The sequence below is a fragment of the Synechococcus sp. BL107 genome, assembly GCF_000153805.1.
In the GTDB taxonomy this organism is placed as follows: domain Bacteria; phylum Cyanobacteriota; class Cyanobacteriia; order PCC-6307; family Cyanobiaceae; genus Parasynechococcus.
Map to the genome: position 1 here is coordinate 1722172 of NZ_DS022298.1, position 15629 is coordinate 1737800.

Genomic DNA, 15629 nt, shown 5'->3' on the forward strand with positions numbered 1-15629 from the left:
CTTGCAGACCAGAAAAATCGGCCAGACGGCGGACTTCTCCATACCGTGGGGGAACCCATTGATGTAACGGATGAGTGCCATGCAGGCCAAGGCCACCGTTGATCATCGTCAAGAAGTCCGACGGGTTCTCGCTGTAGCTCTCGTGGTCAATATCGTCGTGTCTGTCTTAAAGCTGGCCGTCGGTGTAGTGAGCGGCTCCTTAGCTGTGATTGCTGATGCAATGCACAGCGCGACTGATGCTTTGTCGAGCCTGACAGGACTGATCACCAACAGCCTCTCTGATCCACGGCCAGATCGCGACCACCCCTACGGACACCACAAATATGAGGCCGTTGGCGCCTTAGGGATTGCAGGATTCATTCTGTTCACAGCTCTTGAAATTTTGCTTCGTTCAGGAGAACGAATGCTGGAAGGATTTCCAGCAATACGAGTTAGTCCTCAGGAGTTAGTTGTCTTAAGTGTGGTCTTAGGATTCAATCTTTTACTTGCCGGCTACGAATATAGCGAGGGGCAACGTCTTAACAGCAGTCTACTGAAAGCCGATGCACAACATTCAGCCAGTGACGTCTGGACAACTGTTGTGGTGCTTGTCGGGATGGCAGGAGCCATGATTTTCAAGGTAAATTGGCTCGATATTGCCCTAGCGATTCCACTCGCATTGTTGTTAATTAAGGTGTGTTGGCAGGTCTTGCGCCAAACACTGCCATGGCTGGTCGATCACATCGCCATTGCTCCTGAATCCATTCACACTGAATGCATGGCAGTTCCTGGAGTACTTAACTGCCATGACATCGCGAGCCGGGGAGTTTTAGGTCAGCAGGTTTTTATCGACATGCACTTGATCGTGGATGCGGACGATCTGACCAGCGCCCATAAGATCACCGAACTTGTTGAAGAACGGCTCGATCAAAAATTTGGCCCTGTGCGCTGCACAATCCACCTCGAACCGAGGGACTATGTAGAGGACGGCATCACCTACATGGGAGCCCATGGATGAGTCCAAGTGGAGATCAGATCCACTATCGGGTTTAACCGACATCCAGAGATTCGGGCTAAAGGCCGTTCTCCAGGATGTGAATGCAGCGGATGGATGGTCATGGCAACGCCCTGTGCTGCTTCGGAATCGCTGCTGGATGCAGCTCAATCGCATCCAACTTGATCAACTGCACCGATTACTACCGCCAGATGGTCACGCCGAGGCGCCCGAGCTGGTGCACTATCAAACACTTTTGCGTGAGGGCATTGATCCTTTAGTGGCCCAACAAAGTTGTTGGGATGAATTCGGCATTGATGATTGCCAGCGGGCACTTCAAACCTTTTGGACGAGCCAAGAACGCCCGAATCACGGCTGGACAGCACAGCGATATCGAACCCTCGTGAGCCTCTATCGGGACTGCATTGAACGAGGCATCAACACCATTCCCATGTTGGTGTTGGCTCGCAAAGGAAGTTCAGAGCCCCACCAATTGCATTGGCTAACTGGCAGCCCACCGGTGATGCGTCACACTTGCGCCTAACGACAGGCCATGGGCCATGACTGATTCTTACAGCGATCCCCAGCAGCAGGGTGGACAACAGGGCGAGGGTCGCCGCGAAGGACAGCGCGGTCGCGGTACTCGTGGAGGCAACCGAGACGCTGGCGGGTTCCGCATCCGTTTGAGCGACAACGAAATGAGTGCAGCCAAGGCTCTCCAAGACGCCTTCAACCTGCGTTCCCCGGTTGCCGTCCTTGGTTTTGCTGTGCGCACGCTTGGTCAAATGCTCGCGGACGGACAACTCACCGAACTGATCGAGCAGCAACGGAGCCAAGCCCCTAGCGGTGGTCGACGCGACTCCCGCAACCGTCGTTCCGAAGACGATCGAGGCAGCCGTGGCTCAAAACCAGATCCTTTCGCTCGTCCCAGCAAGCCCAAGCCAGAGCCTGAAGCAGTTCCAGAAGCAGCGCCAGACTCTGAGCCTCAGCCAGAACCGACTCCTGAACAGGACGCCACACCAACAGACACCACACCGACGGACGCCACAACGACGGACGCCACCGCAGCGGATTCATCCTCCGAGGAGACGAGCAAGCCAACAGCAGACCCAGAGGCCTGATTGATGCCGCGGCCAAGGGTCCTCTCCGGTGTTCAACCGACGGGAGCACTGCATCTCGGTAATTGGCTTGGGGCCATCCGCAACTGGGTAGATCTGCAAGACACCCACGACACCTATGTCTGCGTCGTGGACTTGCACGCGATCACAGTTCCCCACGATCCAAGCCAACTCGCCGCGGACACCCGTTCCACCGCCGCTCTCTACCTGGCGTGCGGAATGGATCCTGAACGCTGTTCAATTTTTATCCAAAGCCAAGTCGCAGCCCACAGTGAGCTTTGTTGGCTCTTGAACTGCGTTACCCCGCTGAATTGGCTGGAACGGATGATCCAGTTCAAAGAAAAGTCGGTAAAGCAAGGAGACAACGTGTCCGTTGGCCTGCTGGATTACCCCGTACTGATGGCGGCAGACATCCTTTTATATGACGCCGATTTAGTACCGGTGGGAGAAGACCAAAAACAGCACCTTGAACTGGCTCGAGATATTGCCCAACAGCGCATCAACGCACGGTTCGGCTCCAAAGAAAATCCGGTGCTGAATGTTCCGAAACCGCTCATCCTCAAAGAAGGAGCCCGGGTGATGAGCCTGACCGATGGCCGCAACAAGATGAGCAAAAGCGACCCCAATGAAGGCAGTCGTATCACGCTGTTAGACCCTCCTGAGCTCATTACCAAAAAGATCAAGCGCGCGAAGACAGACCCCGAGCGAGGCCTTGAGTTCGGCAACCCCGACCGTCCTGAAACCGATAATCTCCTCGGCCTTTACGCCATCCTCAGTGAACAAGGGCGCGAGGCCGTCGCGACTCAGTGCGCTGACATGGGTTGGGGACAATTCAAACCCCTTCTAGCTGAAGCAGCTGTTGCTGCATTAGAGCCGATTCAAGGCCGCTACAAGGAACTAATAGACAACCCCGAGGAGTTGGATCTCGTCCTCGAGCAAGGCCGCCAAAAGGCCGAAGCCGTGGCCAACGCAACGCTGAATCGCGTCAAGAAATCCCTTGGGTTTGCCAGCAGCACTTAATTGGTAACTGCTTAACTGATTAACGGGGCTAATCAATTGGATCCATCTTCAGCCACACCAACAGCCATCGACAACAGCAGCAAACAAACCGAGTGAAGCCAAAGAGTCTTGCGAGACTCTCATCGTTTCTTCACTCGCATACACATATTGAAGAGCGAAAGTCAACCCCACATCGGCCGAACACTCCACACAACGCAACATCCCTTCATTGTGGGCTGACTTTGAGCGCTCTGCGTGTTTCAGCTGTTTCCAACTCTTGAATTCCGATCCATTCGCACGTTCGTAGCTTCCTCCATCTTTGGTGGCTTCTTGCTATGCGCCAGTGGCTCGTCTTTCTCGATCCAAACAGCAACCAAGGAAACAACGAACGCGTCTTCCCATGGCCTCTCACGGGCATCCTTGATTGCAAATACTGAAGATGCCCCCTACGAACTAACCCCTAAACGCCGCGCACTGCTCAACACGATCCGATATGCAGAAGGCACCTGGAAAGACGGACAGGACAAGGGTTATACGGTCATCTATGGCGGAGGGATGGTGAGCGATCTCTCACGTCACCCTGAGCGCGTCGTCGTGAAGCGATATTCCAGCGCCGCTGCCGGTGCCTATCAATTTTTGCCTGCCACCTGGAAAGGTGTAGCTCGAGAACTGGAGCTCGAAAGTTTTGAGCCTCAGCATCAAGATCAGGCGGCACTGCATCTCGCCAAACGTCGGGGGGCGCTCAAGGAGATTGATCAACGAGGTTTAACGAAAATCGCCATGGCAAAGCTGGCGCCTGAGTGGGCCTCTTTCCCCACCTCCACTGGCCTTTCGGCCTACGGGCAACCCGTGAAGAGCCACCAAGAACTCGCAAGTTTCTACAGCAAGAACTTGAACAGCTTGAAACGTCAGGTCAACGTCTGATTGCGTTGATACTTAGCCAGCTTGGCTGCCAATCCCCAGACCTCCGTCACAAGGCCATGCCAAGGGCTCATCGCACCCATTGACACCGCCATCGGTTGAGATGAGGCGCTGACTAAGGACCGTGTGGCCGTGATCGCCTTCTTGCCCTCTGTTAAACGTGCGGCCAACAGATCCCTCTCCGTTTTCCCCATCACGTCATCTGGGCAGCAGCGCAAGAGTTCATCCCCGCGTTGAAACCAGTGGTCAAAATCAGCCAACAACGATTCCAGGAGTTGGTCGAGAAGGATGCCCGCTTCGGATTGATTCGACGGATCCATGCAAGAAACTTGTAGCCACGCCCATAGGATGGCGGGCCTTGTTCCGGTTCCGGTGAGCAGCGCTGCAGTAACCACAACCGCCCCACTCGCGCCCGTGATTCTGCCGAAGACAAGCGAGAGCGCGCAGCTCCTCAAAATTCGTCACTCCATGAGCCATGTGATGGCAATGGCAGTGCAAAAGCTCTTTCCCGATGCTCAGGTCACCATTGGTCCGTGGACGGAGACTGGTTTCTATTACGACTTCGATAACCCCGAACCCTTCACGGAAGACGATCTGAAGGCCATCAAGAAGGAGATGGGCAAAATCATCGGCCGCAAGCTGCCCCTAGAGCGCATCGAGGTGAGCAGGGATGAGGCGGAGAAACGTATTAAAGCCCAAAACGAGCCCTACAAACTCGAAATTTTAGAGCGACTCCAAGAGCCAATCACCCTCTACACACTTGGGGATCAATGGTGGGATCTTTGTGCGGGCCCCCATGTTGAAAACACCAAAGAGCTTCACCCCAAGGCGTTCGAACTGGAAAGTGTCGCCGGCGCCTATTGGCGTGGCGATGAAACGAAAGCGCAACTCCAGCGCATCTACGGCACAGCCTGGGAAACGCCTGAGCAACTTGCGGAACACAAACGCCGCAAAGCGGAAGCGCTACGCCGTGATCATCGGCGGCTCGGCAAAGATCTCGACTTGTTTTCCATCGAAGATGAAGCGGGTGCAGGGCTGGTTTTCTGGCATCCAAGGGGCGCGCGCATGCGCCTTCTCATTGAAGATTTTTGGCGGCAGGCTCATTTTGAAGGTGGCTATGAATTGCTGTACACACCACATGTGGCAGACATCAGCCTCTGGAAAACATCAGGTCACCTCGACTTTTATGCCGAAAGCATGTTCGGCCCCATGCAGGTGGACGAAAGGGAATATCAACTGAAACCGATGAACTGTCCGTTTCATGTCCTCACCTATGCCAGCAAATTAAGGAGCTATCGCGAACTGCCGATTCGTTGGGCCGAGTTAGGGACCGTCTATCGCTACGAACGTCCTGGGGTCATGCATGGCCTGATGCGGGTTCGAGGGTTCACACAAGACGATGCCCACGTGTTCTGTTTGCCAGACCAAATTAGTGATGAGATTCTGCGAATCCTTGATCTCACCGAGCGCATTCTCTCCACATTCGATTTCAATAATTACGAAATCAACCTGTCCACCCGTCCCGAAAAATCAATCGGTAGCGAAGCCGTCTGGGATCTAGCGACAAAGGGGCTAACCGAAGCACTCGAGCGCAAAGGTTGGAATTACAAAATCGATGAAGGCGGCGGTGCTTTTTATGGCCCGAAGATCGATTTAAAAATCGAAGACGCCATCGGCCGAATGTGGCAGTGCTCCACGATCCAATTGGACTTCAACCTGCCCGAGCGGTTCGGTTTGGACTACGTGGCCGCTGATGGCTCAAAGCAACAGCCGATCATGATTCACAGGGCGATTTTCGGCTCGCTGGAACGGTTTTTCGGAATCATGACCGAAAACTATGCCGGTGATTTTCCCTTTTGGCTTGCCCCGGAGCAGATCCGCCTCTTACCCGTTACCGATGACGTTCAGCCCTATGCCGAACAGCTCCTCGACCAGCTCAAAACTGCTGGAATACGAGCCACGATCGATCAAAGCGGGGATCGCCTCGGCAAGATCATCCGCACAGGTGAACAAATGAAGATTCCTGTTCTCGCCGTGATTGGCGCCAAAGAAGCCGAACAAAACGCCGTCAGCCTGCGCAGCCGCCGTGATGGTGATCTCGGGGTCACTTCCGTGGACGCATTGCTTAACGCCGCAAAGTGGGCCAACACCGAGCGGCAACCTGGGCTCGATCTAAAACTTGGAGTGAATCCATGAGCTCCCCAGGCATTCAGTCCCTCAAGGACTTAAGTCGACTGCGGGAGGCGCCAAGCCTCGACCAAAGCACTGCCGAGCAACTCCTTCAGGAGCTGGAGGTGGCACTGTCCCAATCAAGTTGGTTCACCATTGGCGTGATGGCTCCCTCAGCCGATCAGGCCCTATCAAGCCTTCGATCCGTAGAGGCGAGTCAACAGTGGACATCGCTCGAGGTCGTTGAGACCACAACCGATGAGGGTCCCGTCTTCCTGAAGGCGAACCAACGCGGCGGCACCGTTCGGGTCAGGATCGAACATGGCTTGGGCTCAGGGATTTTGATTAGTGGCCACGGGGACGATGACACTCAGCCGGCCACAACATGGGGACCATTTCCCCTGGATTTCTTTGGCTAGACGCTTCGCACGAAGCGATTGGTTGCCTGTCTTGTGAGATTTATTCAGGGTGGAGTTTCCCTCCACACCTCGTGCATGGCCCTCTCAACACTGTTGGCCGGTGATATGGGAGGAACGAAAACCCTCCTAGCTCTTTACGGAATCAAGGACGGTCGGCTCACGCAGCTTTACCAGCAGCGCTTTATGTCCAGCGAGTGGACGTCGCTGGAACCGATGCTGAAATTCTTTTTAGACAAGCGACCGAGCGACATCGAAGCACCTGAACACGGATGTATTGCTGTGGCCGGACCGGTGAACAACCGAAGTGCACGCATTACGAACCTTCCTTGGCAATTAAACGAAGACCAACTGGCCGCTGCTGCATCGATACGCCAACTCGAACTCGACAACGATTTCGGCGTCTTGATCTATGGGTTACCCCACTTCGATGAAACCCAACAAGTTGTCCTCCAAGAGGGCGAAGTCCATGACGGTCCGATTGCCATTCTTGGCGCTGGAACGGGCTTAGGTATGGCTCGAGGGATCCGTATTGAAGGAGGGCTGATCGCCCTTTCGAGTGAAGGGGGGCATCGAGAATTCGCCCCGCGAACCGAAGAGGAATGGCAATTGGCCTGCTGGTTGAAACACGATCTAGGCGTTGATCGTTTGTCGGTGGAACGCATCGTTAGTGGAACTGGGTTGGGACATATCGCGACTTGGTTGCTCCAAAACCCCCACACCCAACAGCACCCCCTGCAACCCGTCGCGCAGGAATGGAGAGCCAATAAGTCCAGTGATTTGCCGGCCAAAGTGGGCATGGCAGCCGCACAAGGTGACCCATTAATGCAACGGGCCCAAACGATTTGGCTGTCTGCCTATGGGTCAGCGGCGGGGGACCTGGCACTCCAAGAACTCTGCACAGGAGGACTTTGGGTCGGGGGAGGAACGGCGGCCAAACAACTCGCAGGATTGCAGTCAGCAGCCTTTCTCAAGGCCCTGCGTCAAAAAGGTCGTTTTGAAACGTTCTTGGGAGGTTTAAGGGTCACCGCCGTCATCGACCCTGAAGCGGGTCTCTTCAGTGCAGCATGTCGGGCAAGAATCTTGGCTGAGTCAAGTGGGACACTGTCCTGAGTGGAGGATCAGCGATGGCGCAGCCGCGCATCGGCCAGAGAGTAATTGTGGACGTACCAGCAACGACCGCAAACCTGGGTCCGGGCTTCGACTGCCTTGGAGCTGCCCTTGATCTGAATAACCGCTTTGCCATGCGGAGAATTGAAGGTGGCGGAGAACGATTTGAGCTCATCATTGAAGGAAGTGAAGGCAGTCATCTCCGCGGCGGTCCCGAAAACTTGGTGTATCGGGCTGCTCAGAGGGTATGGAAGGCAGCTGGCCTAGAACCTGTCGCCCTCGAAGCTCGCGTCCGGCTTGCTGTACCGCCGGCTCGAGGCTTGGGCAGTAGCGCAACGGCAATCGTTGCGGGCCTAATGGGTGCCAATGCTCTAGTGGGAGAACCTCTCAGCAAAGAAAAGCTCTTAGAACTCGCAATCGATATCGAAGGGCACCCAGACAATGTGGTGCCGTCCCTACTGGGAGGCTTGTGCATGACGGCGAAAGCAGCGTCTCAACGCTGGCGTGTCGTGCGATGCGAATGGACCAGCACTGTGAAGGCTGTGGTGGCAATCCCTTCCATCCGCTTGAGCACAAGCGAAGCAAGGCGCGCCATGCCAAAGGCCATCCCCGTAAGTGATGCGGTGGTGAATCTCGGTGCCCTCACCCTTTTGCTGCAGGGACTGCGCACAGGCAGTGGAGATCTGATTTCAGACGGCATGCACGATCGCCTCCATGAGCCTTATCGGTGGCGCTTAATCAAGGGTGGCGACCAGGTAAAACAAGCCGCCATGGATGCTGGAGCTTGGGGATGTGCGATCAGCGGAGCCGGTCCGAGCGTCTTAGCCCTCTGCGCCGAAGACAAGGGAGTGGCTGTCAGTCGAGCGATGGTGAGAGCCTGGGAAGCGGCAGGCGTCGCCAGTCGGGCACCGGTGCTGAATGTGCAGACCACCGGCAGCCACTGGCAACCAGCAGATGATGAGTAGAACTACCCAAAAAACAATTTCAGCCCTGTTAGATTTGTTAAAGATTGCGGACATGGCATGGGTGATGGGATAGCTGCAATGGTCGAGACAGGAACAGCCTTTCCATGGCTTTCTTTGATTGTGCTGTTGCCAGCTGCGTCAGCTCTTCTCCTGCCCTTGCTGCCCGCAGACGACGACAAACCGTCCCCATGGCCTCGGAATGTCGCGTTCGGCGTTCTGCTTGCAGACCTACTCCTGATGATGGGAGTTCTGGCGACCCAATTCGACCCGACCCAGTCCGGCCTTCAATTGGTGGAGCGGGTGAGCTGGGTGCCAGCGATTGGACTCGAATGGTCCCTTGGGGTGGACGGTCTCTCAGCGCCATTGGTGGTCCTGAGTGGATTAGTCACCCTGCTTTCGGTTTGGGCGAGCTGGACGATTGAGCGCAAATCACGGTTGTATTTCGCGTTACTCCTTGTTCAAGCTTCAGCTCAAGGTCTTGTTTTTCTCTCCCAAGACTTCCTTCTCTTTTTCTTGGCTTGGGAGCTTGAACTGGTCCCCGTTTATCTATTGATCGCAATCTGGGGAGGTCAAAACCGTCAATACGCCGCAACGAAATTCATTCTGTATACCGCCGTTGCTTCGTTGCTGATCTTGATCAGTGGCCTTGCACTGGCCCTATCCGGGGATGTATTCACGCTGAATCTGAGTGAACTCATTTCGCGGTCTGCTGGCGGAAGTTTTGGGTTGCTTTGTTATCTCGGGTTCTTGGTGGGATTCGGAGTGAAATTGCCGATGTTCCCTCTCCATACCTGGCTTCCCGATGCCCATGGTGAAGCGAATGCTCCGGTGTCGATGCTTCTGGCTGGTGTTCTCCTAAAAATGGGCGGCTACGCGCTGCTGCGTTTCAACGTTCAAATGCTGCCCGAAGCGCACCAAACCCTTGCGCCGGCCTTGGTGATTTTGGGGATCGTGAACATCGTTTACGGCGCACTCAACGCGTTTGCCCAAGACAACGTGAAACGGCGCATTGCCTGCAGCTCCGTGAGCCACATGGGCTTTGTTTTGGTTGGAATTGGCGCCGTTGATGCGCTTGGCATCAGTGGAGCGATGCTGCAAATGGTGAGTCATGGGCTCATTGCAGCCGCCATGTTCTTCGTTACTGGGGTGTTCTACGAACGCACCAAAACCCTCTCCATCCCAAACATGGGAGGACTGGCCAAAGCCCTCCCCATCACCTTTGCTTTTTTCTTGGCCAGCTCGTTGGCATCCCTTGCCCTTCCAGGCATGAGCGGATTTATCAGCGAGATCACCGTGTTTTTAGGAATTACAAGTCAGGAAGCATTCACCTCCACCTTCCGCTCGATCACAGTCCTCCTCGCTGCCATCGGCCTGGTGCTCACGCCGATGTATCTGCTCTCCATGTGCCGTCGCATCTTCTTTGGCCCACGAATTCCAGCCCTCGCAAGTGTTGAAGACATGCGGCCCCGTGAATTGGTCATCGGATTGAGCTTGCTCGTGCCCACCCTCGTGATTGGTATTTGGCCCCGAATCGCTATGGACCTCTACGAAGCATCAACCGATGCCATTGCCCTGCCCCTCCTGATCGGCTGATTGAAATGGCACAAACCTTCTCACCCCTTCTCCAAGGACAAGGTCTTCCTGAATTCCGCGCCATCACCGCTGACCAGGTGAAGCAAGACATCCCGGTGATCTTGAAGCAAGTGGATGAAGCCTTCACGACCTATGAACGTCGCCTTGAAGCCATCCTTAACAGCGAAACTGCCTTGGATTGGTCCACCGTGATGGGACCCCTGCAGGAGTTCGGAGAGCGTCTCCGTTGGAGCTGGGGTGTCGTCTCCCATTTGAATGGAGTCTGCAATTCATCTGAACTGCGCGCCGCCCATGCCGATCAACAACCCGAGGTTGTGCGGCTTGGCAATCGCCTTGGACAAAGCCAGGTGCTGCATTCGGCCCTGACCCGTCTCCAAGAGTCACCCGTCGTTGCACTAACGCCCACCCAATCAAGAATTCTTCGCTCTGAATTGCTGTCGATGCAACACCGTGGAGTTGGACTCTGCGGCGATGACAAAGCCAAATTCAATGAAGCCAGCGAACGACTAGCAGCCCTCTCCACCCAATTTGGGAATCATGTGTTGGACGCCACCCAGGAATGGACCCTGAAGTTGACCTCAAGAGACGAGGTCGCCGGACTTCCTCAGCGGGCCCTTGAGGCCCTTGCATCCGCCGCCAAAGAAGCAGGAGAGAGCGCTGCCACAGCCGATGCAGGCCCTTGGTTGCTTGGCCTCGACATGCCCCGGTATCTCCCGTTTCTGACCCATGCCAGCAATCGATCGGTGCGCGAAACGGCCTATCGGGCTCATGTGGGGCGTGCCAGCAGCGGCGAACACGACAACCGCGCACTCATCGAGGAAATCCTCTCCTTAAGAGGGCAACAAGCCGCTCGATTGGGCTATGCCCATTGGGCAGATGTGAGCCTTGCCAGCAAGATGGCGAAGGACGTGGACGCCGTCGAGGGGTTGCTTGAGGAATTGCGGGTTGCTGCCTTTCCTGCGGCCGAACGCGAACTCGACGATCTCAAGGCCATCGCGCGACGCCACGGTGCGGCCGAAGCAAAAGAACTCGCCCCTTGGGATCTCCCGTACTGGAGCGAAAAATTACGCCAAGAGCGGTTTGATTTGGATCAAGAGGCACTTCGTCCATGGTTCCCGTTGCCGCAGGTTCTTGATGGCCTCTTTGGGCTCTGCAACAGGCTTTTTAATGTGGTGATCGAAGCCGCCGATGGGGAGGCTCCGATCTGGCATCAAGACGTTCGTTATTTCCGCGTGCAACGGCAAGACGGCACCCCACTTGCCTCGTTTTATCTCGATCCCTACAGCCGACCGGCCAGCAAACGCGGTGGGGCCTGGATGGATGAATGCCTTGGACGGAGAACAAACCCCGACGGCACCCATGTGCTGCCTGTGGCCTACCTGATTTGCAATCAAACCCCTCCCGTCGAAGACACCCCGAGCTTGATGAGCTTCGAAGAAGTGGAAACGCTCTTCCATGAATTTGGCCATGGTTTGCAGCACATGCTCACCACGGTTGATGAACCGGAAGCCGCCGGCATTAGCAACGTGGAATGGGATGCCGTTGAGCTGCCAAGCCAATTCATGGAGAATTGGTGCCTTGATCGTGCCACCTTGATGGGGATGGCACGCCATTGGCAAACCAACGAACCTTTACCTGAGGACGAGTTCCAAAAACTGCGCAAAAGCCGCACATTCAACGCTGGTCTGGCAACGCTTCGCCAAGTGCATTTCGCCCTAAGCGATCTTCGCCTTCATAGCCGCTGGACGCCTGAACTTGGCATCACTCCTGATGCATTACGCCGGGACGTTGCAACCACCACCACGGTGATGGAACCCATCCCTGAAGATCAATTTCTCTGCGCCTTTGGCCACATTTTTGCTGGTGGGTACTCAGCTGGGTATTACTCCTACAAATGGGCTGAGGTCTTAAGCGCCGATGCATTCGCTGCCTTTGAGGATGCTGGTCTCGACAATGAACAGAAAGTTCAATCCACTGGGGCTCTCTTCCGAGACACTGTTCTCAGCCTTGGCGGAAGCCGCTCGCCGTCTGAGGTCTTCGAAGCCTTCCGCGGGCGCCCTGCAAGCACCGAAGCATTAATCCGACATTCCGGCCTGGTGAACGCCTAAGGCCAAGGGTTGATCAGGACTGGTTCACCGCTTTGCCAATGATTCTCAAGGCATTCGGATGCTTCATTAATTGATGGTGCGTCCAAACAGGAATCTCTTGAATCGATCCTTGTGGCAGCACAGCCTTCCATCCAGGGCACACCATCAAATCCCAACGGCAGAAAAAACTGTGACATTCCACAGGCGACAACTGATCGGAACGGCAGCGCAAATGGTGTAAGAGTCGACTGCCAATTTTCATGTCAGCGGCGCCTGGTAGGAGCACACGCGGAATGGCTTGGGCCATCATCGTGCCCTGATGGGGACTTCCCACACTGAAAAAGCGGCGGGTCCGAGCTGCTCCTCCCAAGTCCTGAAGCCAGATCCGGCCAATGATTCCGCCCATCGAAAAACCCAGAAGATCGACGCATGTGTCGGCGCCAAACCGATGGCGGATCTGCTCATCCAACCGCTGGGCCAACTGACGCAGGGGCACGTCCCCAAGACCATGGGGGAGATGGGGCGCCAACAAGTCTCGTTGCGATTGATCCATGGCCTGAATCAATCGATGAAACACCCTTGGTCGGTCCCAAAGACCATGGACCAAAACGAGGGGGATCATGGCGTTGGTGGCATCCCACCACCACGGGATCGCTCAACCGCAACCAAACCACGAAATCCAGGCACCGGCGCCGAACACTTCGTGAGGCGCAACCCAATTGGGACGGGGCCGTAAAGCTCCTGCAACCGATCGAGCACCTGTTCACTGAAATGCTCAATGGTGAGACAGCAAATCTCCCGAGCCAGCCTTTGCAAGGCCTGGATCGCCAGGCTGTAATCCAGGCTGGTGCTCAAATCATCTGCCGCAGCCGCTGAGCTGAGATCCAGTTGAAATTGGATGTCCAAGCAAAACCATTGGCCATCTCGGCGTTCTTGCTCAAGCACACCCACATGTGCCCACAGCTCTAAATCACGGATCTGGATGGCATCCATCAGAGCGGTAGATCCTGATGGGTGAACGCACGACGTCCGACGGCGTAATCCGCCGCAATGTGACCATCCCCTCGGAGTCGATAGCGGTAAGTCACCAAACCCTCGAGCCCCACAGGCCCTCGTGGCGGGAGTGTTTGCGTGCTGATGCCAACTTCAGCTCCAAACCCATAGCGAAAACCATCGGCAAACCGGCTGGAACAGTTGTGATAGACCCCGGCACTATCCACAGCAGCCAAGAACCGGTCAGCCGTGGCAAGGTCCTCGGTCAAGATCACCTCGGTATGGCGAGAGCCATACCGGCGAATGTGTTCGGTAGCAGCGGCCAGGTCGTCGACCACCCGCACCGAGAGGGTGAGATCGAGATACTCCGTTGACCAGTCCTCCTCCTTTGCTGACTCCTTCACGCCCAAGGATTGGCTCGCCGCATCTCCCCGGAGCGTGACCCCTGCTGCCTGGAAAGCAGGAACGGCCTCCGCCAGAAAATCAGCGGCAATGCTGTGATGCACCAACAGCGTTTCGATGGCATTGCACGCCGCTGGATATTGGGTTTTGCTGTCTACCGCCACACGCGTGGCCTTTGTCACATCAGCAGCAGCATCGACATATAAATGACAAACCCCATCGGCATGGCCCAACACGGGTATGCGGGTGTTGTCTTGAATAAAGCGCACCAACTCATTGCTTCCCCGAGGAATAATCAGGTCCACAAGCCCATCGAGACGCAACAGTCCCAAGCTTTCCTCTCGGGTCGTGAGCAGCGCGAGAGCATCCGGCGAAACATCGCTCTCCTCTCGAGCCAGGCCCGCTCGAAGGGCGTCCATCACCGCCTCGTTGGTGCAACGGGCCTCACTGCCCCCTTTTAGTAAGGCACCGTTACCAGAGCGAATGGCCAGAGACGCAATCTGAACCACGGCGTCAGGCCGTGCCTCAAAGATGACGCCTACAACACCAAGGGGCACCGTGATGCGCTCTAACACCAGATCAGTATCGAGCTCCCTGTGGAGTTGGCGAAGGCCGAGGGGATCAGACAGTGATGCGACTTTTCGGACGCCATCAATTGACGCCTGAAGTTTGGTGGCATCAAGCTTCAAACGAGCCATCAGAGCTGAAGCGAGCCCCTCTGCCGCAGATCGCTCCAAATCCTGGGCATTGGCGGCCACGATCAATGACGATCGCTCCTGCAAAGCATCCGCCATGGCATGAAGGGCGCGAGATCTCTGCCCGTTGTTGGTTTGGCCCAGCTCTACAGCGGCCAACCGCACGGCTCCCGCCCGAGCAAGCAATTCAGCTGAAGGCTCTGGAACGGTGTTCATCGCGGCGTTCATGCGTCACGTTCCCCATCATCGTCTGCGGAGATTGAGCTCGATTGGGACATCTCACATCTCGGGTTCAGCCACTGAGACGCTGCAACGCCAAACGAGCAGCGCCAAGACGGCCAGCACCATTACCAAGCGCACAGGCCTCGATCGATAGCCCTTCCCGTGACACAGCCTGAACACGGGCCTCCACTTCACGCCGAACGTCAGGGAGAAAGTGAGCGGACGCAGCAGCCAAACCACCGCCGAGGAGAACACGCTGAGGAGTGAACACATAAACCAACGACGCGATCCCAACGCCAAGGGTTGTTCCGTACTGCTGCCAGATGGCCTTTGCCTGAAGATCACCAGCGTCGGCTCGATCACTCAGTTCTCTGGGATCGACGTCACAAAGACGTCGCAACGCCGCAATGCTGGCGAACTGCTCCAAAGATCCCTGGTTGCCGCTGTTGCAAGGCGGACCATCCGGATGAATGCCAATCAAACCGGGCTCAGCCGCGGCACCGTTATGGCCGGTGAATAACGCACCCCCAAGAATCACTCCCCCCCCAACACCTGTTCCAAGGGTGAGCAACACGACATCCTCGAATCCTCTAGCCGCCCCAAGCCAGGCTTCCCCAACCACGGCACAGTTTCCGTCATTCGCGAGGGTGACTTGACGTTGCAATCGAGGTTCCAACCAATCCGCCAAAGGGACGTCGTCCCAACCTGAGAGGTTGATGCAAACCCTGGCGACCCGTGCATTGGCATCCATCGGCCCGGGCAAACCAACACCGACGAGATCGGCGAGATGATCGGGGTCCAGCTGGTCGATCGCTTCACACAAGGCCATCGTTACCGCCCCAGGAACTGGAGGTTGAGGCGTCGGAATTTGCAGTTCTGCCAGCACATCCCCAGAACGGTTGAAACGCGCCAACTTGATCGCCGTCCCACCCAGATCGATACCGATGACCTGATCAGAGGACATCG

General features: G+C 56.0%; 16 protein-coding genes. 11 read left to right on the forward strand and 5 right to left on the reverse strand.

The window, feature by feature from the left end; genetic code table 11:
• Window positions 1-70: 70 nt before the first annotated feature.
• The 5 genes from BL107_RS09000 to BL107_RS09020 all read left to right on the forward strand — a co-directional run bounded on the left by BL107_RS09000 (window position 71) and on the right by BL107_RS09020 (window position 4014).
• Complete coding sequence (locus BL107_RS09000; RefSeq protein ID WP_009790022.1) at window positions 71-997, forward strand: cation diffusion facilitator family transporter; 927 nt, start codon at window positions 71-73, stop codon at window positions 995-997.
• Window positions 990-1517 (forward strand): hypothetical protein, encoded by a 528-nt coding sequence (locus BL107_RS09005; RefSeq protein ID WP_009790023.1) that lies wholly within the window; start codon window positions 990-992, stop codon window positions 1515-1517. The genes BL107_RS09000 and BL107_RS09005 overlap by 8 nt, the downstream gene beginning before the upstream one ends.
• A 16-nt stretch (window positions 1518-1533) precedes the next feature.
• The gene (locus tag BL107_RS09010; protein ID WP_009790024.1) at window positions 1534-2094 is read left to right on the forward strand and encodes a hypothetical protein; all 561 of its coding nucleotides are present in this window, start codon (window positions 1534-1536) and stop codon (window positions 2092-2094) included.
• Window positions 2095-2097: 3 nt separating this feature from the next.
• Window positions 2098-3111, forward strand: a complete 1014-nt coding sequence (gene trpS, locus BL107_RS09015; RefSeq protein WP_009790025.1) for a tryptophan--tRNA ligase — start codon at window positions 2098-2100, stop codon at window positions 3109-3111.
• Between the two features lie 234 nt (window positions 3112-3345).
• Window positions 3346-4014 carry a glycoside hydrolase family 104 protein gene (locus BL107_RS09020; protein WP_009790026.1) on the forward strand — a complete coding sequence of 223 codons (669 nt, stop codon included), beginning with the start codon at window positions 3346-3348 and terminating at the stop codon, window positions 4012-4014.
• Here the strand turns inward: BL107_RS09020 and BL107_RS09025 are convergent.
• The gene (locus BL107_RS09025) at window positions 3999-4331 is read right to left on the reverse strand and encodes a DUF2605 family protein (RefSeq protein WP_009790027.1); all 333 of its coding nucleotides are present in this window, start codon (window positions 4329-4331) and stop codon (window positions 3999-4001) included. The two genes, BL107_RS09020 and BL107_RS09025, sit on opposite strands and share 16 nt — an antisense overlap.
• A gap of 28 nt (window positions 4332-4359) precedes the next feature.
• On the opposite strand from BL107_RS09025, the gene thrS reads away from it, so the two are divergent.
• The 6 genes from thrS to BL107_RS09055 all read left to right on the forward strand — a co-directional run bounded on the left by thrS (window position 4360) and on the right by BL107_RS09055 (window position 12372).
• A complete protein-coding gene (gene thrS, locus BL107_RS09030) occupies window positions 4360-6207 on the forward strand; it encodes a threonine--tRNA ligase (protein ID WP_009790028.1) in 1848 nt (615 codons plus the stop codon).
• Window positions 6204-6599 carry a DUF1824 family protein gene (locus BL107_RS09035; RefSeq protein ID WP_009790029.1) on the forward strand — a complete coding sequence of 132 codons (396 nt, stop codon included), beginning with the start codon at window positions 6204-6206 and terminating at the stop codon, window positions 6597-6599. The genes thrS and BL107_RS09035 overlap by 4 nt, the downstream gene beginning before the upstream one ends.
• 75 nt (window positions 6600-6674) lie before the next feature.
• Window positions 6675-7709, forward strand: a complete 1035-nt coding sequence (locus tag BL107_RS09040; RefSeq protein WP_009790030.1) for a glucokinase — start codon at window positions 6675-6677, stop codon at window positions 7707-7709.
• Window positions 7710-7723: 14 nt separating this feature from the next.
• On the forward strand, window positions 7724-8671 hold the full coding sequence (thrB, locus tag BL107_RS09045) for a homoserine kinase (RefSeq protein WP_009790031.1): 948 nt from the start codon (window positions 7724-7726) through the stop codon (window positions 8669-8671).
• A gap of 78 nt (window positions 8672-8749) precedes the next feature.
• Entirely contained in the window at window positions 8750-10264 is a 1515-nt protein-coding gene (locus BL107_RS09050) for an NAD(P)H-quinone oxidoreductase subunit 4 (RefSeq protein ID WP_037988938.1), read from the forward strand.
• A gap of 5 nt (window positions 10265-10269) precedes the next feature.
• Window positions 10270-12372: a M3 family metallopeptidase gene (locus BL107_RS09055; protein ID WP_009790033.1), complete on the forward strand. Its 2103-nt coding sequence runs from the start codon at window positions 10270-10272 to the stop codon at window positions 12370-12372.
• Window positions 12373-12385: 13 nt separating this feature from the next.
• Here BL107_RS09055 and BL107_RS09060 read toward each other — a convergent pair whose 3' ends face one another.
• The 4 genes from BL107_RS09060 to BL107_RS09075 form a co-directional block, all read right to left on the reverse strand.
• Window positions 12386-12973 (reverse strand): triacylglycerol lipase, encoded by a 588-nt coding sequence (locus BL107_RS09060; protein ID WP_009790034.1) that lies wholly within the window; start codon window positions 12971-12973, stop codon window positions 12386-12388.
• Window positions 12970-13344 (reverse strand): dihydroneopterin aldolase, encoded by a 375-nt coding sequence (gene folB / locus BL107_RS09065; RefSeq protein WP_009790035.1) that lies wholly within the window; start codon window positions 13342-13344, stop codon window positions 12970-12972. Before folB ends, BL107_RS09060 begins: the two co-directional genes overlap by 4 nt.
• On the reverse strand, window positions 13344-14657 hold the full coding sequence (locus tag BL107_RS09070; protein ID WP_198002360.1) for a glutamate-5-semialdehyde dehydrogenase: 1314 nt from the start codon (window positions 14655-14657) through the stop codon (window positions 13344-13346). The genes folB and BL107_RS09070 overlap by 1 nt, the downstream gene beginning before the upstream one ends.
• A 76-nt stretch (window positions 14658-14733) precedes the next feature.
• Window positions 14734-15627 carry an ROK family protein gene (locus tag BL107_RS09075; RefSeq protein ID WP_009790037.1) on the reverse strand — a complete coding sequence of 298 codons (894 nt, stop codon included), beginning with the start codon at window positions 15625-15627 and terminating at the stop codon, window positions 14734-14736.
• Between the last annotated feature and the right edge of the window lie 2 nt (window positions 15628-15629).